Raw genomic sequence first — 18192 nt, 5'->3', positions numbered from 1 at the left:
GTTTATGGGGCATAGTGTATAAACTATTCACTTATATTCAAGAAGAATGGTTACCAATCGCTGTCATAACAGCATCACCAAGCGCGGCAGGCGAAGATGCCATCACAAAACCAGCAGTTTCCATCGCCGCAATCTTGTCAACAGCAGCCCCGCTACCACCAGATACAATCGCACCAGCGTGACCCATCCGGCGCCCCGGAGGCGCTGTCTGACCAGCAATAAAGCCTGCAATCGGCTTCCGGTTAGGTTGCGCCATATAATAAGCGGCGGCATCTTCTTCGGCCGAACCACCAATTTCGCCAATCATCACGATCGCTTCGGTCTGGTCATCCGCCAGAAACATTTCCAGACAATCGATAAAGTTGGTGCCATTAACCGGATCACCGCCAATGCCAACACAGGTTGACTGACCAAGACCGGCTGCTGTTGTCTGAGCCACAGCTTCATAGGTCAGCGTGCCCGAACGTGACACGATACCCACCTTGCCCGGTTTATGGATATGACCTGGCATGATACCGATTTTGCATTCACCTGGGGTGATGATGCCTGGACAATTAGGGCCAATAAGGCGGCTTTTGCTGGCATCTAGTGCCCGCTTTACCTTGACCATATCCAGTACGGGAATGCCTTCGGTAATGCAGACGATCAAGGGCATGCCAGCATCGATGGCTTCCATTATCGAATCCGCAGCAAAAGGTGGCGGCACATAGATAACCGATGCGTTAGCTTCGGTTTCGCGCATCGCCTCGACAACCGAATTAAAGACTGGCAGATCAAGATGTGTCTGCCCCCCTTTACCGGGTGTTACCCCGCCAACCATCTTTGTGCCATAGGCAATCGCCTGTTCGGAATGAAAGGTACCCTGGGCTCCGGTGAAACCCTGGCAGATAACGCGTGTATCTTTATTTACAAGAACTGACATATCGGCCTCTTTATTTGATAGCTGCAACAATCTTGGCGGCGGCATCCGCAAGATCATCGGCTGGAATGATATCAAGACCTGACTCGGCCATGATTTTTTTGCCTTCGGCTACGTTGGTGCCTTCAAGCCGGACAACCAGCGGCTTGGTCAGCCCCAGATTACGCGCCGCCATCACAACACCCTCGGCAATGATGTCGCAGCGCATGATACCGCCAAAGATATTCACCAGAATACCTTTCACATTATCGTCAGTCAGAATGATCTTGAACGCTTCGGTGACCTTTTCGGTTGTGGCACCACCGCCAACATCCAGAAAATTGGCTGGTGAAGCACCATGAAGCTGGATGATATCCATCGTCGCCATCGCCAGACCTGCACCATTGACCATACAACCGATATCGCCATCAAGCTTGATATAGTTGAGGTCAAATTCGGAGGCTTTGACTTCGGCTGGATCTTCTTCAGTCAGGTCACGCAGTTCCTGCACATCCTTGTGCCGGTAAAGCGCATTATCGTCAAAGCTCATTTTCGCATCAAGCGCCAGCAGATCGCCAGCACCGGTAACCACCAGCGGGTTAATCTCGATCAGGCTGGCGTCAAGATCACCAAAGGCTTTGTAAAGTGATGCCAGAAAGCTTGGTAACTGCTTTGCTGTTGTGCCTTCAAGACCCAGCACACGGGCAATGCGACGTACATGATGCGGCTGCAAGCCTGTTGCCGGATCGATGCCAAGTGAAATAATCTTGTCCGGCTGGTTCGCGGCAACCTCTTCGATATCCATGCCGCCTTCGCTTGATGCGATAATTGTCACGCGGCTACTCGCGCGGTCAACCAGCAGGGAAATATATAATTCACTGGCAATATCACAGCCATCTTCAACATAAAGCCGACGTACTTCGCGACCTTCGGGGCCAGTCTGATGCGTCACCAGAACCTTGCCCAGAATGTCATCAGCCGCATCGCGGACAGCATCGACAGATTTTACAACTTTGACGCCGCCGGCCTTGCCCCGCCCACCAGCATGGATCTGCGCCTTAACGACATAGACAGGACCGCCAAGCTCAGTTGCTGCACTAACGGCATCATCAACGGAAAATACCGCATTGCCACGTGGCACTGGCACACCAAAACCACCAAGAAGCTGTTTTGCCTGATGTTCATGAATATTCATTTTTTACATCCCTAATTAAGACCTAATTTCGGACACTCAAAAAAAAGGGCGGGAACTTGCCCCGCCTTTTCACTTAGAGTTTCGCCACAATTTCGTTTAGCGCCCGTACCGCGGACACTGAACGGTCAAACATGGCCTGTTCATCTTCATTCAATTCGATTTCAACGATACGCTCGACACCACCGGCACCCAGAATAACCGGCACACCAACATACAGCCCGTCCAGACCATAGGCACCATCAACATAAGCAGCACATGGCAACAGACGCTTTTTGTCTTTCAAATAAGCATCCGCCATTTCAATCGCCGATGAAGCTGGTGCATAGAACGCAGAACCTGTTTTCAGCAAGCCGACAATCTCGGCACCACCGTCGCGGGTGCGCTGAACGATCTCGTCAATCTTCTCGGCGCTTGACCAGCCCATCTTGATAAGATCGGGCACCGGAATACCCGCAACTGCCGAATAACGCACCAATGGCACCATCGTATCGCCATGGCCACCCAGAACGAAAGCTGTGACATCTTCGACCGACACGGCAAATTCTTCAGCCAGAAAATAACGGAAACGTGCCGAGTCAAGAACCCCGGCCATACCGACAATTTTTGACGTTGGCAGACCCGATGCTTTTTGCAGCACCCCGACCATCACATCAAGCGGGTTGGTAATACAGATCACGAAGGCATCTGGACAATTCTCCTTGATGCCAGCGCCAACCTGATTCATGACATTCGTATTAATCCCGATCAGATCGTCACGGCTCATGCCCGGCTTGCGGGCAACACCAGCGGTGACAATGACAACATCGCTTCCAGCCAATGCCGCATAATCATTTGAACCTGTTACATTGGCGTTAAAGCCTTCAATCGGGCTCGCCTGGGCGATATCAAGAGCCTTGCCCTGCGGCATACCTTCGGCAATGTCAAACAGCATAACATCGCCAAGCTCCTTTAATCCGGCCAGCAACGCGAGCGTACCGCCAATATTGCCTGCACCAACTAACGAGATTTTATTACGTGCCATGATGTATCATCCATTTCCAGAGCGTATTTACCGAATCACCAGCGCAAATGTGCAAAGCTTGGCGATCACCAGATATATGCGAGGGTTTACCGAATTATAATGTCCTGCACAAGCCTAATCCGGTGTTTTTGTTCAATCGTTTATCTACCTAACCAAGTTAATCCGAAGCGGGAATATGGCTTTTGCCACGACCTGCCATTTCGCGAAGTCGCGACTGTGTTCGCGCAAACTCAAATTGCCATTTTTCACCGCTATACAGCTTATCCACCGCCAATGCAGACGAGGCCAGAAAAAAGCGACCACGGTCATATAGCGCATCGATCAACCACATAAAACGACGTGCTAGATGTTCATTATCGACGGTAAAAGCTGGCACATCATGCATCACAATGCCGGTAAAGCGGCCTGCAATGGCCAGATAGTCGCGCGCCGCCAACGGCCTGTCGCAAAGTTCGTCAAAACTGACCATCGCCACATCACCGGCGGTGGTCTCAAGCACGATATCACGGCCAGCAACCCGCACGATTTCTTCATGCGGCGTCATATGCCCGCTGACCTGCGCAAAAGATGTATTCAGCGCCGCGCGCGCGCGTTCATTATTGGGATGAAACCAGGCTGGCAATCCAGCCAGAAGCGCACCACGCCAATCGGTGCCAGCACCGATTTCCAGCATCTCGCAACGCTGTTTCAGCAAAGCGATAAACGGCAGAAACCGGTCACGATGCAGACCATTCTTATACAGTTCATCGGCATGCCGGTTTGAGGTGGTAACAACAATCGCCCCACGATCAAACAGGGCGGTAAATAACCGCGCCAGAATCATCGCATCGGCAATATCGCGTATTTCCATTTCGTCAAAACAGATAATTTTGCCGCGGGCGATCAGCTGATCGGCAACCGCTTCTATCGGCGCATCCGGATTGGTTTTACGTGCCGCGTGTATCAGATCCTGCGCCAGCACCATGAAATCATGAAAATGCAGACGCCATTTACCCATCACCGCCGCGCCCGACGTGCTGTCGGTTTCGACATCAAGCGCATCAAAGAACATATCCATCAGCATGGTTTTACCGCGCCCAACACCGCCATGAATATAAAGACCACGCATGACTGGCGTTGTTTTGTCAAATAGGCCCATAAGACGGCGGCCCAGATTTGGTGTCTGAAATGACGAAATCCGGCTAACAAGATCATCCAGCGCCCGCGCCGCATCCGCCTGACCGGCATCAAAACGCAGATCGCCTTTGCCCACCAGCGCATCCAATGCCACGCTTGGCAAAACCCCCATATTGCTGGGCATGGCCTGACTATGCTGTTGTTGTTTGACCTCGGCCATCACCGTTATGGTCACATTGATATATCTGTCACCGGCAAACCGGTACAGACATTACCGACGTGCCATTTCCCCTTTGATTCCGGCAATCGCCTTGCCGGGATTAAGACCTTTCGGACAGGTCTTTGCACAATTCATGATCGTATGGCACCGATAGAGAGCAAAGCTGTCATCCAGCGCATCAAGGCGTTCTTTCTTGTAATCATCACGGCTATCCGAAATCCAGCGATAGGCCTGCAACAGAACAGCTGGCCCCAGATATTCATCACTATTCCACCAATAGCTTGGACAGGCTGTCGAACAGCTAAAGCACAGCACGCATTCCCACAGACCATCCAGCTTTTCGCGGTCATCCTGAGACTGTTTGCGTTCACCATCTGCACTGGCTGTCTTGTCGGTTTTCAACCAGGGTTCGATTGACGCCAACTGCCGATAGGCATTGCTGAGATCCGGTACCAGATCCTTGACCACCGGCATATGCGGTAGCGGATAGATTTTCACATCATCTTTGACATCATCGATACTTTTCAGACAGGCCAGAGTATTGGTGCCATCAATATTCATCGAACATGAGCCACAGATACCTTCACGGCATGAACGCCGGAATGTCAGGCTACTATCATGTTCACTTTTGATCTTGATCAGCGCGTCCAGCACCATCGGCCCACAATCATCCAGATCGATATCAAAGCTATCGATGCGTGGATTGCGGTCATCATCTGGCGACCAGCGATAAATCTGAAAGGTTTTGACACGACTCGAATCAGCTGGCGCCTTATAGGCCTCGCCCTTGGTTATTTTCGAATGTGCAGGCAGGGTAAATTCAGCCATCAATCACGCCTCTAATATACGCGCGGCGCAGGGGGAATTGGCGCCACATCATTACTCAAAGTGTTCATCACGACACCACGATAGCTCAGATCCGATTTATTGCGCTCGTCAAGACGCATAATCGTATGTTTCATCCAGTTATCGTCATCGCGCTCTGGCCAATCTTCATGAGCATGTGCACCGCGTGATTCCTGCCGTTGATCGGCCGAACGGATGGTCACGAGTGCCTGCCCTATGAGATTGTCAAGTTCCAGCGCCTCTATCAGATCGGTGTTCCAGATCAGCGACTTGTCCTTGACGCCTATCTTGGCCATCTTCGCAGCGATACCATCCATACGCTCAACCCCGTCGGCCAGCGATTCGCTGGAACGAAACACCGCCGCATGCCGTTGCATGGCATGCTGCATTTCCAGCCGGATACTGGCCGCGGTCACATCGCCATCGGCATGCCGCATCTTGTCGAGGCGGGCAATCGCTTTGTCAGTTGCCGATTGCGGCGCCGTGCGGGGCGCATCACCGGGGGTAATGGTTTCGGCAGCGCGCTTTGCGGCGGCACGGCCAAACACAATGATATCAAGCAGTGAGTTTGTACCTAGACGATTGGCGCCATGCACTGAAACACAGGCTGCTTCGCCAATAGCCATCAAACCTGGTACGACGTGATTTTCATCATCGGCTGTTGGGGCCAGAACCTCGCCATTATAATTGGTTGGAATACCACCCATATTATAATGCACAGTTGGCAGAACCGGTATCGGCTCTTTGGTGATATCGACACCGCAGAAAATCTTCGCGGTTTCCATGATACCTGGCAGACGCATATTCAATGTTTCAGGATCGATATGCTCAAGATGTAGCATGATATGGTCTTTATTCGGGCCAACACCGCGCCCTTCATTGATCTCGATCGTCATCGCCCGGCTTACCACATCACGGCTTGCCAGATCCTTGGCATTCGGCGCAAAGCGCTCCATGAAACGTTCGCCTTCCGAATTGGTCAGATAGCCACCTTCGCCGCGTGCACCTTCGGTAATAAGCACACCGGCACCATAAACACCGGTTGGGTGAAACTGGACAAATTCCATATCCTGTAGCGGTAATCCGGCGCGCAGTGCCATCGCATTGCCATCACCGGTGCATGTATGCGCTGACGTACAAGAGAAATAAACGCGGCCATAACCACCTGTTGCCAGCACTGTCTGCTGACCCCAGAACCGATGCAGACTGCCATCTTCCATACATAAAGCAATCACGCCCGCACATTCGCCTTCGTCATTCATCAGCAGATCAAGCACAAAATATTCGATGTGAAAGGCCGCCTGATGCTTGAGACATTGCTGATATAGTGTATGCAGAATAGCATGGCCGGTACGGTCTGCTGCCGAACAGGCACGACGCGCCATATTCTTTCCATAATCAAGCGTATGACCACCAAAGGGACGCTGATAGATATTACCGTCTTCGGTACGTGAAAACGGTACCCCATAATGCTCTAATTCGATCACCGCAGGCGCGGCATTGCGGCACATATATTCAATCGCATCCTGATCACCAAGCCAGTCCGACCCTTTGACCGTATCATACATGTGATATTTCCAGTTATCGCCTTCGCCCATATTATCAAGCGCCGCACCGATACCACCTTGCGCCGCGACTGTATGCGAGCGCGTCGGAAACACTTTACTGATACAGGCGGTCTTTAGGCCAGCGGTTGCCATCCCAAGCGTAGCGCGCAATCCGGCACCACCGGCACCAACAACAACAACATCGTAATAATGATCTTCAATTTCATAATCAGGCATATAGATAGCTTCCCATTTCTAAAAGGCTACTGACGCAATCGCTATTAAACTCGCCCCCGCAATAATCGCCATTATGATACTCACTGTTAATATAAGAGCATGACGTCCAGATTTCACGGGTACGTAATCCTCAATAACGACATGGGCGCCCAAAGTGCCATGAAACACCCCGATCACAACCAGCAATGCCAGCGCCAATGCCTGATAGGGCGTTGCTAAAAAGGCGCGCGCCGCTGCATAATCCAAAGTGCCAATCCGTGTCACAACAAACACAAAATAGGCCATCAACATCAAAACAGCGACAGCGCTCATCCGTTGCCAGCGCCAATGCGACAATCCGGAAACCCGTGGTCTTGGCATTGTTTTGTCTGAATTTTTTACCATTGCTATGGTTCGCCCTACACTAGAAACCAGAAAATGCCAGTCAGAATGACCGTCGCGGCAAGCACAATACGGCCAGTCGCATATACCTGCGGAATCTCCAGACCATATCCCATATCCCAGGCCAGGTGACGAATGCCATTGCAAGCATGATAAAATAAAACCGCCGAATAACCGAATAGGACAAATTGACCCAAAGGATGCTGGATAATCATGGTCGCCAGCGCAAAACTGTCTTCGCCAAGCGCCAGCGCGATCAGCCACAGGCACACCAATCCGGTTCCTGTTGCCAGCACAACGCCTGTAGCCCGGTGACAAATCGACAAGACCGATGTCATCTGCGGTTTATAGATTTGTAAATGCGGCGACAGGGGACGCGGCTTTGACATAAAAGGCCTCATTAACTAGGAATTATGATGGTATATGTTTTCCCACCTATTTTAGTCAATTATAAAGCGATAGACATAATGAATTAGTTCACACCATATCCAAAATAAAGTAGCCATTAGATCAATCATGAGCGCTAGGATCACTTCATGAAGCGCATTTTATCAATTCAATCGTCTGTCACCTATGGGTTTGTAGGCAATAGTGTTGCCACGCCCGTTCTGACCAGTATGGGCATTCACCCGCTTGCCGTAAACACCGTCATGCTGGCCGCGCATCCAGGTTATGGTATCTTTGCCGGTCAGGCGACGCCAGCCGATCATATCGCCGCGATTCTGAATGGACTGGTGACGCTCGATATTATCCCTGATATCGATGCTGTCATCAGCGGTTATCTTGGCCATGCCGATCAGATTGCCCATATCGCCAGCTTGATTAGCAACTGGCGCGCTGCCGGGGCCAGTGGTACCTATATCTGTGATCTGGTGCTAGGCGATGCCGATACATTATATATCGATCAGTCATTGGCTGACCGGATGATTGACCAGCTGCTACCGCTGGCCGATATCATCACCCCGAATCAGTTCGAGCTTACCTATCTATCAGGCATGCCCGTTGCTGGCAGTGACAGCGCCATCAAGGCGGGACAACATCTGCTGGCATCGCAAGCGAGGCTGACAGCCGTTATCGCAACTGGCATAACCAATGATGATGATCTTGTGCATGACATTCTGATCACGCGCTCAGTCCATAAAAGCTGGCAACATAAGAAACGGTTAGCTGGCATATCTGGCAGTGGTGATCTGTTCACATCCTTACTGGCTGGTGGGCTGGTTCAGGGCGTGCCTCTTAGCGATGCCACCGCGCGCGCCAGCCATCTTGCCCAGGCCGTGATTGCCCGAAGCCCCAACCCAAAAGAGCTGGCACTGCTGGAAAATCTGGATCTGTTTAGAACCACCAGCTAGATGATATACTCTTTATTTATATAGACCAAATGCGTCGTCACAGATGAACCATCTGTTCGGGGTTTTCCTAGCGACCGGAAATGCCGCGCTCGATAGCCAGTTCGGCAATCTGCACCGAATTCAACGCTGCGCCTTTGCGCAGATTGTCTGAAACGCACCAGAAAACAAGGCCGTTTTTGACTGTCGGATCACTGCGGATCCGGCTGATATAAACAGCATCTTCGCCAGCCGCTTCATGCGGTGTGACATAGCCTTCATTGGCCCGATGATCAATCACCACCACACCCGGTGCATCCCGCAACAGCGTCCGAGCCGATTTATCGCTGATCGGCTTGTCGGTTTCGATAAAGACCGCTTCACTATGGCCGATAAAGACCGGAATCCGCACGCAATGCGCGACCAGATCAATTGACGGATCCAAGATTTTCTTGGTTTCGGCGTTCATTTTCCATTCTTCTTTGGTAAAGCCATCATCCATGAACACATCAATATGCGGAATTGCATTAAAGGCAATCTGCTTGGTGAATAATTCGGGTTTTACCGCGTCATTCACAAAAATACCCTTGGTCTGATTGAACAGTTCATCCATTGCGGGACGGCCGGCACCTGACACTGCCTGATAGGTTGAGACCACAACACGGCGCACGCCAAATGCGTCATGTAGCGGCTTTAACGCCACCACAAGCTGTGCTGTCGAACAATTCGGATTGGCAATGATATTACGGCCACCCTTGGCTACCGTTGTGCCTTCAATGGCGTCGGGATTAACCTCCGGCACGATCAGTGGCACATCGTCATCCATACGAAAAGCTGACGAATTATCAATCACGATACAACCAGCTTCACCTGCTTTTGGCGCATAGGCCTTTGACGTATCACCACCTGCCGAAAACAGCGCGATATCAGCTGTGCTAAAATCAAATTTATCCAGCGCTTCGACTGTCACAATGTCATCTTCACCATAGGACAATTCGCGGCCAACCGATTTTGACGATGCCAGTGCATAGACCTTGTCGGCGGGGAAATTACGCTCGGCAAGGGTTTGCAGCATTTCACGTCCAACAGCACCAGTGGCGCCAACGACGGCAACTCTATATCCCATATCAAAATCCTCTTAATATCTCGAATCCGGCTTTGACAAAGCCAGACAAATTCAGGTCAAATTATATAGCAATTAACGTGCTAGACGATCCATGGCGTCAATCACCGCGGCGGTCATGCCATCGGTGCCAGTCTGTTCACAACCGGGCGTCATGATATCGCCTGTGCGTTTGACTGCCAGCGCATCGCTAACCGCCTGTTCCAGCAGATCGGCTTCTTCGGCCTGACCAAAACTGTACCGTAGCATCATTGAAAAACTCATGAACTGTGCTAGCGGATTGGCAAGGCCTTTACCCGCAATATCTGGGGCTGACCCATGCACAGGCTCATACATCGCCGCAGGAATGCCTGTATCTGGATCAATATCGCCAAGCGATGCAGATGGCAACATACCTAGCGAACCGGTCAGCATCGCCGCACAATCAGACAACAGATCGCCAAACAGATTATCCGTCACGATCACGTCAAACTGCTTTGGCGCGCGTACCAACTGCATCGCGCAATTATCGGCATACATATGCGACAGCTCGACACCTTCACCTTCTTCGCCATGCAATCTTATCATCACTTCACGCCATAGCACGCCCGAATGCATGACATTGGATTTTTCAACCGAGGTCAGACGGCCATTACGCTTGCGCGCCAGATCAAAGCCAACACGGCCAATACGTTCAATTTCCGGCGTTGAATAGGCATTGGTGTCATAGCCAAGCTTGCTACCATCTTCGCGCACATCAATGCCGCGTGGCTCGGCGAAATACGAACCGCCACATAATTCGCGCAGAATCATGATATCAAGGCCTGATACCAGATCGGGTTTCAGCGATGACGCATCAACCAGAGCCGGAAACACAATCGCCGGACGCAGATTCGCATACAGATCCATCTCTTTGCGCAACCGAAGCAAGCCGCGCTCGGGCTTCAACTCGAATGCCAGATCGTCATATTGCGGACCACCAACAGCACCAAACAGCACCGCATCAGCGCTCATTGAATCAGCCAGCGTCTCATCGGTCAGCGGAGTGCCATGCGCATCATAGGCCGCACCACCAACAAGGCCTTCGGATAGATCAAAGCCCAGCGAGCGATATTTCGCCAGCCAGTCGATGATTTTCATATTGGCCTGCATCACTTCACGGCCGATACCATCACCCGGAAGCACCATTACTTTGCGATTAGATGCCATAATATTTCCTCTTGCTACATATGGTGGCGTCTAGCCTGACGAAACGCCAAGCCTAATCTACAACCAAGGTTGATTGGCTTGCCGTTCACTTTCATAACTGTCAATGGCGCTGCTTTTTTCCAGCGTCAGGCCAATATCATCCAGCCCTTCCAGCAGGCATGTCTTACGAAACGGATCGATATCGAAATCAATCGTCACCCCATTCGGGCGTTTGATTGTCTGTTCCACCAGATCAACCGACAATTCCGGATTTTCGACATCCGATGCATCGGCCATCAGCGCGTCGCGCTGGTCAGCGCTAACCACGATTGGCAGCACGCCATTCTTGAAACAGTTATTGTAAAAGATATCGGCAAAGCTGGTCGAAATCACACAGCGAATGCCAAAATCAAGCAATGCCCATGGCGCATGTTCGCGGCTGGAACCACAGCCGAAATTATCACCGGCCACCAGAATTTCAGCATTACGGTAAGGCGCTTTATTCAGCACAAAATCGCTGATCTCGTCACCGTCCAGCGTATAGCGCATCTCGTCAAAAAGATTAACGCCCAAACCTGACCGCTTGATCGTTTTCAGAAACTGCTTCGGGATAATCATATCGGTATCGACATTCAGAATATTAAGCGGTGCCGCAATTCCGGTCAGTGTGTCAAATTTTTGCATTGGCTCGTCTCCCCTAGCTTTCCATGTCACGGACATCGGTCAGATAGCCAGTAACCGCTGCCGCAACAGCCATTTCTGGACTCACCAGATGCGTCCGTCCACCACGACCCTGGCGGCCTTCAAAATTACGGTTTGACGTTGATGCACAACGTTCGCCATCGGCCAGTTTGTCGGCATTCATCGCCAGACACATCGAACAGCCTGGTTCGCGCCATTCGAAACCTGCCGCCTGAAAAATCTTGTCCAGACCTTCGGCTTCGGCCTGTTCCTTGACCAGCCCTGATCCCGGCACAACCAAGGCGCGCATGCCATCGGCAATAACCCTCCCATCGGCAATGCGTGCCGCAGCGCGTAAATCTTCGATGCGGCTATTCGTGCATGAACCGATGAACACCGTATCAACTTTGATTTCCGTCAGCTTCTGTCCGGCTGTCAGTCCCATATATTCAATGGCGCGTTCGATCTTCGCACGCTTTGATGCGTCACTTTCGGCGTCGGGATCGGGCACGACACCAGCAATCGGCAAGGCATCTTCCGGGCTTGTGCCCCAAGTTACTGTCGGGCCAATATCTTCGGCAGCCAGCACCAATTCGGTATCATAGCGGGCGCCTTCATCCGATGGCAAAGTGCGCCAATAGGCAACAGCCTTGTCCCACAGGTCACCTTTCGGGGCCATTGGCTTGCCCGCGATATAGTCAAACGTCGCTTCATCAGGCGCAATCATGCCGGCACGGGCACCTGCTTCGATAGCCATATTACATACCGTCATCCGGCCTTCCATTGACAGGCCACGGATAACCGATCCGGCGAATTCGATCACATGTCCGGTTCCGCCAGCCGTTCCCAATTTACCGATAATGGCTAGGATAACATCCTTGGCGGTAACACCGGCACCAAGCGTGCCATCAACCGTGATTCGCATATTTTTCGCCGGCTTCTGGATCAATGTCTGGGTGGCCAGCACATGCTCAACCTCGGAGGTGCCGATACCAAAGGCCAGCGCCCCGAAAGCACCATGCGTTGCCGTATGCGAGTCACCACATACAATGGTCATGCCGGGCTGGGTAAAGCCCTGTTCGGGACCAATGACATGCACGATACCCTGACGGATATCATTCATACCAAAATAGGGAACACCGAATTCCGCCGCGTTCGACTCAAGCGCTTCCACCTGAATCCGCGATTCCTCATCAGCAATGCCTTCGGAACGATCGGTGGTCGGAATATTATGATCAGCAACCGCCAGCGTACGATTCGGCGCACGCACAGTGCGGCCATTATTGCGCAGACCTTCAAAGGCTTGCGGGCTGGTCACTTCATGCACAAGATGCCGGTCAATATAAATCAGGCACGTGCCATCATCCTGTTGATGCACGACATGCGCATCCCAGATTTTATCAAATAACGTTTTTGGAGCCGACATGTCTTGTTCCTTATAGGTTGCCGGCGAGGAGTTTTCCCGTACCGGACAAGCCAATCAGGAAGAAGACGCCTCGCGATAGGTTGTTTTTTCAGCAATACGCGCCGCTTTACCAGTACGTCCACGTAGATAATATAGCTTAGCACGACGCACACGGCCACGACGAACAACCGTTACGCCTGCGACTTGTGGGGCATAAAGCGGGAATACACGCTCGACACCTTCGCCATATGACAGCTTGCGAATGGTAAAGGACGAGGCAACACCATCGCTTTTACGCGCAATACATACGCCTTCAAACGCCTGAATACGCTCGCGGCTACCCTCGATGACTTTCACGTCAACACGGACGGTGTCACCAGGTGCAAATTCGGGAATTTCGCGCTGCTCTAGCACTTTTTCCATTTGTTTTTTGCCAATACGATCCAAGATATTCATCGGTCGTTTCCCCTTATCAATTTAACGCCATCGTCTTTGCCATCAAAGACATACCTTCAAAGGTGAGGCTTCATTACTCTTTACTACTCTTGCTTTGCAACTCCAAATAGCGTTTCCACAAATCTGGTCGTCGCGTCTGCGTCTCTTTCTTTGCCTCCGCCAACCGCCATTCGGCAATTCTGCGGTGATGACCCGAACCCAGAATCTCTGGTGCTTCGATGCCATTCCAGACTCGAGGTTGCGTAAAATGCGAATGCTCCAGCAACCCGGTCTCAAAACTTTCATCATGGTGCCCTTCTGCTTTGCCCATAACCCCAGGCAACAGACGCACCACTGCGTCAATCACTGTCAGCGCGGCCACTTCGCCACCTGACAAAATATAATCCCCGATACTGACTTCTTGCATCGCATGGGCATCGATAACACGTTGATCGACGCCTTCATAACGGCCGCATAGAAACACCGCACCGGGCTGTGCCGCCAGATCACGCACCATCGCCTGATCCAGCATTTTGCCACGCGGAGACAGATAAATTCTCGGTCCCGCCGTTGCCGCTACCGCCTGCAAGGCCGCATCAACAACATCTGGCTTTAACACCATACCAAGACCACCACCCAAAGGCGTGTCGTCCACAGTCCGGTGCTTATCGCGCGCAAAGTCGCGAATGTCCAGCGTTTTTAGCCCCCAGATGCCTTCATTTAGCGATTTTCCTGCTAAAGAATGTCCAAGAGGGCCTGGAAACATATCTGGAAACAGCGTCAAGATTGTCGCTTGCCACTTTGTCCCGGATATTTCGTTTCCCGACATCAGTTATTTTCCTTCTCAGCCTCGCCATCTTCGGCTTCATCTTCGGCACCGTCAAGCAACCCATCAGGAGGCGCCAGAATCACACGTCGCTTATCCAGTTCAACCCTAACCAGCGCCGATCCACTGAAGGGCAACATGATGCTTGAACCTTGTGGTGGTATGATTTCAACCACATTGCCAGCGCCAAAATCATGGATAGCATCAATGCGCCCAAGCAGGCTGTCATCCTCCAGAACCGCGTCCAGCCCCAACAGATCGGCATGATATATCTCATCATCTGCCAGATCCGGTAACGCCGCCCGGTCAACATATAAATGCTGACCGCGCAATGCATCCGACGCGTCACGGCTTTCAACCTTGCCAAGCCGTGCCAACACCACACCTTTACTGCCAAACGACAGAATTTTCAGCGCGACCTGCTGGCCATCCTCAAGATAGACCTTATCAAAACGTCCCAATGATTCGGGTGTTTCGGTAAAGGGTTTGATCTTCACATTGCCACGCACACCATGACTGCCAGTGATCGCGGCAACCGAAATCCGGCCCTTTTGCTGTGGACGCGCCTGTGGCATTACCCCTCAGCCTTATCCTCTTCAGCGGCCTCTTCTGCAGGAGCGTCTTCGGCAACAGCGTCCTCGGCTGGGGCTTCAGCAACAGCGTCCTCGGCTGGGGCTTCAGCAACAGCGTCCTCGGCTGGGGCTTCTTCGGCAACAGCCTCTTCAGCTGGGGCTTCTTCGGCAACAGCCTCTTCAGCTGGGGCTTCGGCAGCCGCAGCAGCTTCAGCCGCAGCAGTTTCGGCAGCCGCCGCTTTTTCGGCAGCTTCGGCTTCGGCAGCAGCTTCTGCATTGGCAGCGGCTTCGGCTTCACGATCAAGACGCTTTTGACCTGGTGCAGATTTCTTGGGCTGATCGCGCATTTCAACAGCCGCGGTTAAACCAGCAGATGCCAGCATCTTTTGAACACGTTCGGTTGGCTGGGCACCTTTGCTCATCCAGAATGAAATGCGTTCGTTATTCAGGGTCACACGCTGTTCATGATCCTTGGGCACCATTGGGTTATAGGTGCCAACGCGCTCAACATAACGACCATCACGTGGCGACGCTGCCTCGGCAACAACGATACGGTAAAATGGACGTTTTTTTGCACCACCACGTGCAAGTCTGATTTTCAATGCCATGAATTTTTCCTCTCACAGGCTTAGTAAATAATGTGGTTAAACGAGACCATTTGATCCCAAGACTATTTCTTATCTTCAGGAGGCTTGCTACCCAGTCCGGGCAAACCGCCAGGCAACCCCCCTGATAATCCACCGGGCATTTTACCTCCCAATCCTTTAGCGAGTGCACCCAGGTCAGGCATGTTGCCACCTCCCATAGCACCGCCCATGCCGCCGCCGCCAAAGGGGCCACCGCCGCCAAGCAGGGCTTTCATGGCAGACGCGCCACCTTTGCCGCCAAGCTTTTTCATCATCCGCGCCATATCCTGATATTGCTTTACCAGACGGTTTACATCCTGCACTGATGTGCCAGATCCGGACGCGATACGTTTCCGGCGTGATGCGTTCAGCAAGCCCACCGAAATACGTTCCTTTTTGGTCATCGACAGGATAATCGCTTCCTGCCGCTTGATCATATTGTCATCGACACCGGCAGCGGCGATCTGTTTTTGCATTTTACCAATACCTGGCAACATGCTCATGATACCGCCAAGTCCACCCATTTTCTGGAGCTGACGAATCTGGCTAAGAAAATCATTCATGTCGAACTGGCCTTTGGCCATACGCCGGGCCAGACGTTCGGCTTCTTCGGCCTCGATGCTTTCGGCAGCCTTTTCAACCAGCGCAACCACATCACCCATGTCAAGAATACGGCCAGCCAGACGCGCCGGATCAAATTCTTCGAGCGCATCCTGCTTTTCGCCAATACCGACAAATTTGATCGGACAGCCGGTAATCTGCCGCATCGATAGCGCCGCACCACCACGCGCATCACCATCAAGACGCGTCAGCACAATTCCGGTAACACCTACCGCATCATTAAATGCCGAAGCTGTTGTTACCGCATCCTGACCTGTCATGGCATCGGCAACCAGCAACACTTCATGTGGATTGGTCGCGGCGCGGACATCGCGCAATTCGGCCATCAGCGCTTCATCGACACTGATACGGCCTGCCGTATCCAGAATAAGCACGTCATAGGCCTGCAATTTTGCCGACTGTAAAGCGCGCTTGGCAATCTGGACTGGCGACTCGCCATCAAGTTCGGGCAGGATACCGGCTTCGGCCTGTTCACCCAGAAGCCGTAATTGTTCACGCGCGGCCGGACGTGTCACGTCAAGCGACGCCACCATGACTTTTTTGCGGTCGCGTTCACGCAGACGCCGCGCCAATTTACCGGCAGTCGTGGTTTTACCCGAACCTTGCAGACCTGCCATCAGAATAACTGACGGTGGGTTTGTGCCTGTCATCAAAGGAGCTGGATCACCACCAAGCGCATCAATAAGCGCATCATTAACCAGCTTGATAACCTGTTGATCTGGACGAACCGATTTCAGAACTTCGACGCCAACCGCGCCTTCACGCACCTTTTCGATAAAGGTTTTGACAACAGGCAAGGCAACATCGGCGTCAAGCAAGGCCAGACGAACTTCGCGCAAGGCCGCATCAACATCGCCTTCGCGAAGCGCACCGCGCTTGGCAAGACCGTCAAATACGCCAGCTAATTTGTCCTTCAGATTCTCAAACATGACATTCCAAATCCACTTATCAATCCGTTCCAAAGCCACAAACCATATGCCCAGCAGACCAGCGATTACATGAACGCGCCATAAAAGCATTCGGCACCCGTGCTCGAAAACTTCAAGGACGTGTGGAACCCGCTAAGGTCTGATAGTCGGCGATGGCCGGATGTGCATGTCTATTGCGCCAAACTGGCAAATTTGTCAAGCTGTTCTATGTTTTTCATATTATCGACAATCCTCAAGATTTTTATCCAGCCTGTCATCCAGCCCTTTTTGCTATTGCTGGCAGCGCTACTATGCCGCCTGTTCAAAAACCGGCGCTGGGCGCGGATGTTCACCATAGTGGCGGTGATTTTACCCCTATTATACGGCTTTATACCGCTATCACATATCCCGCTGCAATTTCTTGAAAACCGCTTTGATGTTCCGATCCTTGAAGGTCGTCCACTTGATGGCATCATCATTCTGGGCGGCCATACAGGCAATGGTGAGATTTCCGAAGGCAGAGGTCAGCCGCAATTAAGCGCTGCCGCCGAACGCTTTACAACCGCACTTCATCTGCATCGCCAATTCCCCGATCTGCCAATCCTGTTTAGTGGCTTTTCCGGTGAACTGATGCCAAAAGGCTGGTCCGAAACCCAGACCATAAAACGTCTGCTTGATGAACTGGGCATGGCCGAATCGCCAAACATTCTGTTCGAGAGCACCAGCCGTAACACTTATGAAAATGCACTATATAGCGAAACTGTGCTATCCCCACAGCCCGGATCATTCTGGGTTCTGGTGACATCGGCATCACATATGCCGCGGGCGGTAGGCAGTTTCAGAAACGCCGGATGGGGTGGGGTAATCCCCTATCCGGTTGATTACCAGACCTTGCCAAGCGGCTTCCCCTACATCTGGAATTTGCCACGCGGCCTGCACACAATGACGATCGTATTTCATGAATATGCCGGCCTATTTGCCTATTGGCTAAGCGGCAAGACTGATGCCTTTATTCCGAAATAGACACCTGACCATAAGC

Annotated in this window: 19 protein-coding genes; 2 read left to right on the top strand and 17 right to left on the bottom strand. The window is 52.0% G+C overall.

Annotated elements, in window-relative coordinates; translation table 11 throughout:
• Window positions 1-37: 37 nt before the first annotated feature.
• The 8 genes from sucD to sdhC form a co-directional block, all read right to left on the bottom strand.
• Window positions 38-922: a succinate--CoA ligase subunit alpha gene (sucD, locus tag SAR116_RS09425; RefSeq protein WP_041861374.1), complete on the bottom strand. Its 885-nt coding sequence runs from the start codon at window positions 920-922 to the stop codon at window positions 38-40.
• A gap of 10 nt (window positions 923-932) precedes the next feature.
• Entirely contained in the window at window positions 933-2093 is a 1161-nt protein-coding gene (sucC, locus tag SAR116_RS09420; protein WP_013046702.1) for an ADP-forming succinate--CoA ligase subunit beta, read from the bottom strand.
• A 73-nt stretch (window positions 2094-2166) separates the two neighbouring features.
• The gene (gene mdh, locus SAR116_RS09415) at window positions 2167-3114 is read right to left on the bottom strand and encodes a malate dehydrogenase (protein WP_013046701.1); all 948 of its coding nucleotides are present in this window, start codon (window positions 3112-3114) and stop codon (window positions 2167-2169) included.
• A gap of 157 nt (window positions 3115-3271) precedes the next feature.
• Window positions 3272-4465: a cell division protein ZapE gene (gene zapE, locus SAR116_RS09410; RefSeq protein WP_148212288.1), complete on the bottom strand. Its 1194-nt coding sequence runs from the start codon at window positions 4463-4465 to the stop codon at window positions 3272-3274.
• Window positions 4466-4501: 36 nt separating this feature from the next.
• Window positions 4502-5278, bottom strand: a complete 777-nt coding sequence (gene sdhB, locus SAR116_RS09405) for a succinate dehydrogenase iron-sulfur subunit (protein WP_013046699.1) — start codon at window positions 5276-5278, stop codon at window positions 4502-4504.
• Between the two features lie 11 nt (window positions 5279-5289).
• On the bottom strand, window positions 5290-7080 hold the full coding sequence (gene sdhA / locus SAR116_RS09400; protein WP_013046698.1) for a succinate dehydrogenase flavoprotein subunit: 1791 nt from the start codon (window positions 7078-7080) through the stop codon (window positions 5290-5292).
• An 18-nt stretch (window positions 7081-7098) separates the two neighbouring features.
• Window positions 7099-7464 (bottom strand): succinate dehydrogenase, hydrophobic membrane anchor protein, encoded by a 366-nt coding sequence (gene sdhD, locus SAR116_RS09395; protein ID WP_013046697.1) that lies wholly within the window; start codon window positions 7462-7464, stop codon window positions 7099-7101.
• A 14-nt stretch (window positions 7465-7478) separates the two neighbouring features.
• Entirely contained in the window at window positions 7479-7850 is a 372-nt protein-coding gene (gene sdhC, locus SAR116_RS09390; protein ID WP_013046696.1) for a succinate dehydrogenase, cytochrome b556 subunit, read from the bottom strand.
• 147 nt (window positions 7851-7997) lie between these two features.
• Here sdhC and pdxY point away from each other — a divergent pair, with 147 nt between their 5' ends.
• Window positions 7998-8813 carry a pyridoxal kinase gene (pdxY, locus tag SAR116_RS09385; RefSeq protein ID WP_013046695.1) on the top strand — a complete coding sequence of 272 codons (816 nt, stop codon included), beginning with the start codon at window positions 7998-8000 and terminating at the stop codon, window positions 8811-8813.
• Window positions 8814-8880: 67 nt separating this feature from the next.
• On the opposite strand, the gene SAR116_RS09380 is transcribed toward pdxY, so the two are convergent.
• The 9 genes from SAR116_RS09380 to ffh all read right to left on the bottom strand — a co-directional run bounded on the left by SAR116_RS09380 (window position 8881) and on the right by ffh (window position 17174).
• Complete coding sequence (locus tag SAR116_RS09380; protein WP_013046694.1) at window positions 8881-9915, bottom strand: aspartate-semialdehyde dehydrogenase; 1035 nt, start codon at window positions 9913-9915, stop codon at window positions 8881-8883.
• 72 nt (window positions 9916-9987) lie between these two features.
• A complete protein-coding gene (gene leuB / locus SAR116_RS09375; protein ID WP_013046693.1) occupies window positions 9988-11100 on the bottom strand; it encodes a 3-isopropylmalate dehydrogenase in 1113 nt (370 codons plus the stop codon).
• 57 nt (window positions 11101-11157) lie between these two features.
• Entirely contained in the window at window positions 11158-11763 is a 606-nt protein-coding gene (gene leuD, locus SAR116_RS09370) for a 3-isopropylmalate dehydratase small subunit (protein WP_013046692.1), read from the bottom strand.
• Window positions 11764-11776: 13 nt separating this feature from the next.
• The gene (leuC, locus tag SAR116_RS09365; RefSeq protein ID WP_013046691.1) at window positions 11777-13186 is read right to left on the bottom strand and encodes a 3-isopropylmalate dehydratase large subunit; all 1410 of its coding nucleotides are present in this window, start codon (window positions 13184-13186) and stop codon (window positions 11777-11779) included.
• A 54-nt stretch (window positions 13187-13240) separates the two neighbouring features.
• Window positions 13241-13621, bottom strand: a complete 381-nt coding sequence (rplS, locus tag SAR116_RS09360) for a 50S ribosomal protein L19 (RefSeq protein WP_013046690.1) — start codon at window positions 13619-13621, stop codon at window positions 13241-13243.
• Window positions 13622-13694: 73 nt separating this feature from the next.
• Window positions 13695-14429 carry a tRNA (guanosine(37)-N1)-methyltransferase TrmD gene (gene trmD / locus SAR116_RS09355; protein WP_013046689.1) on the bottom strand — a complete coding sequence of 245 codons (735 nt, stop codon included), beginning with the start codon at window positions 14427-14429 and terminating at the stop codon, window positions 13695-13697.
• Window positions 14429-15001 (bottom strand): ribosome maturation factor RimM, encoded by a 573-nt coding sequence (gene rimM, locus SAR116_RS09350; RefSeq protein WP_013046688.1) that lies wholly within the window; start codon window positions 14999-15001, stop codon window positions 14429-14431. The genes trmD and rimM overlap by 1 nt, the downstream gene beginning before the upstream one ends.
• Window positions 15001-15606, bottom strand: a complete 606-nt coding sequence (rpsP, locus tag SAR116_RS09345; RefSeq protein WP_013046687.1) for a 30S ribosomal protein S16 — start codon at window positions 15604-15606, stop codon at window positions 15001-15003. The genes rimM and rpsP overlap by 1 nt, the downstream gene beginning before the upstream one ends.
• Window positions 15607-15668: 62 nt before the next feature.
• Entirely contained in the window at window positions 15669-17174 is a 1506-nt protein-coding gene (gene ffh / locus SAR116_RS09340; protein ID WP_041861370.1) for a signal recognition particle protein, read from the bottom strand.
• Window positions 17175-17381: 207 nt separating this feature from the next.
• Between ffh and SAR116_RS09335 the strand changes: the two genes are divergently transcribed.
• Window positions 17382-18176, top strand: a complete 795-nt coding sequence (locus SAR116_RS09335; RefSeq protein ID WP_013046685.1) for a YdcF family protein — start codon at window positions 17382-17384, stop codon at window positions 18174-18176.
• Window positions 18177-18192: the final 16 nt, after the last annotated feature.

Origin of the sequence: Candidatus Puniceispirillum marinum IMCC1322 (assembly GCF_000024465.1) — a bacterium.
GTDB classification, from domain to species: Bacteria; Pseudomonadota; Alphaproteobacteria; order Puniceispirillales; family Puniceispirillaceae; genus Puniceispirillum; species Puniceispirillum marinum.
This window is presented reverse-complemented; position numbering and strand designations above follow the sequence as displayed.

Excerpts from the sequence above, each read along its gene's own strand:
- sucD (WP_041861374.1), bottom strand. The coding sequence starts at position 922 with ATGTCAGTTCTTGTAAATAAAGATACACGCGTTATCTGCCAGGGTTTC.
- sucC (WP_013046702.1), bottom strand. The coding sequence starts at position 2,093 with ATGAATATTCATGAACATCAGGCAAAACAGCTTCTTGGTGGTTTTGGT.
- mdh (WP_013046701.1), bottom strand. The coding sequence starts at position 3,114 with ATGGCACGTAATAAAATCTCGTTAGTTGGTGCAGGCAATATTGGCGGT.
- sdhB (WP_013046699.1), bottom strand. The coding sequence starts at position 5,278 with ATGGCTGAATTTACCCTGCCTGCACATTCGAAAATAACCAAGGGCGAG.
- sdhA (WP_013046698.1), bottom strand. The coding sequence starts at position 7,080 with ATGCCTGATTATGAAATTGAAGATCATTATTACGATGTTGTTGTTGTT.
- sdhD (WP_013046697.1), bottom strand. The coding sequence starts at position 7,464 with ATGGTAAAAAATTCAGACAAAACAATGCCAAGACCACGGGTTTCCGGA.
- sdhC (WP_013046696.1), bottom strand. The coding sequence starts at position 7,850 with ATGTCAAAGCCGCGTCCCCTGTCGCCGCATTTACAAATCTATAAACCG.
- pdxY (WP_013046695.1), top strand. The coding sequence starts at position 7,998 with ATGAAGCGCATTTTATCAATTCAATCGTCTGTCACCTATGGGTTTGTA.
- SAR116_RS09380 (WP_013046694.1), bottom strand. The coding sequence starts at position 9,915 with ATGGGATATAGAGTTGCCGTCGTTGGCGCCACTGGTGCTGTTGGACGT.
- leuB (WP_013046693.1), bottom strand. The coding sequence starts at position 11,100 with ATGGCATCTAATCGCAAAGTAATGGTGCTTCCGGGTGATGGTATCGGC.
- leuD (WP_013046692.1), bottom strand. The coding sequence starts at position 11,763 with ATGCAAAAATTTGACACACTGACCGGAATTGCGGCACCGCTTAATATT.
- leuC (WP_013046691.1), bottom strand. The coding sequence starts at position 13,186 with ATGTCGGCTCCAAAAACGTTATTTGATAAAATCTGGGATGCGCATGTC.
- rplS (WP_013046690.1), bottom strand. The coding sequence starts at position 13,621 with ATGAATATCTTGGATCGTATTGGCAAAAAACAAATGGAAAAAGTGCTA.
- trmD (WP_013046689.1), bottom strand. The coding sequence starts at position 14,429 with ATGTCGGGAAACGAAATATCCGGGACAAAGTGGCAAGCGACAATCTTG.
- rimM (WP_013046688.1), bottom strand. The coding sequence starts at position 15,001 with ATGCCACAGGCGCGTCCACAGCAAAAGGGCCGGATTTCGGTTGCCGCG.
- rpsP (WP_013046687.1), bottom strand. The coding sequence starts at position 15,606 with ATGGCATTGAAAATCAGACTTGCACGTGGTGGTGCAAAAAAACGTCCA.
- ffh (WP_041861370.1), bottom strand. The coding sequence starts at position 17,174 with ATGTTTGAGAATCTGAAGGACAAATTAGCTGGCGTATTTGACGGTCTT.
- SAR116_RS09335 (WP_013046685.1), top strand. The coding sequence starts at position 17,382 with ATGTTTTTCATATTATCGACAATCCTCAAGATTTTTATCCAGCCTGTC.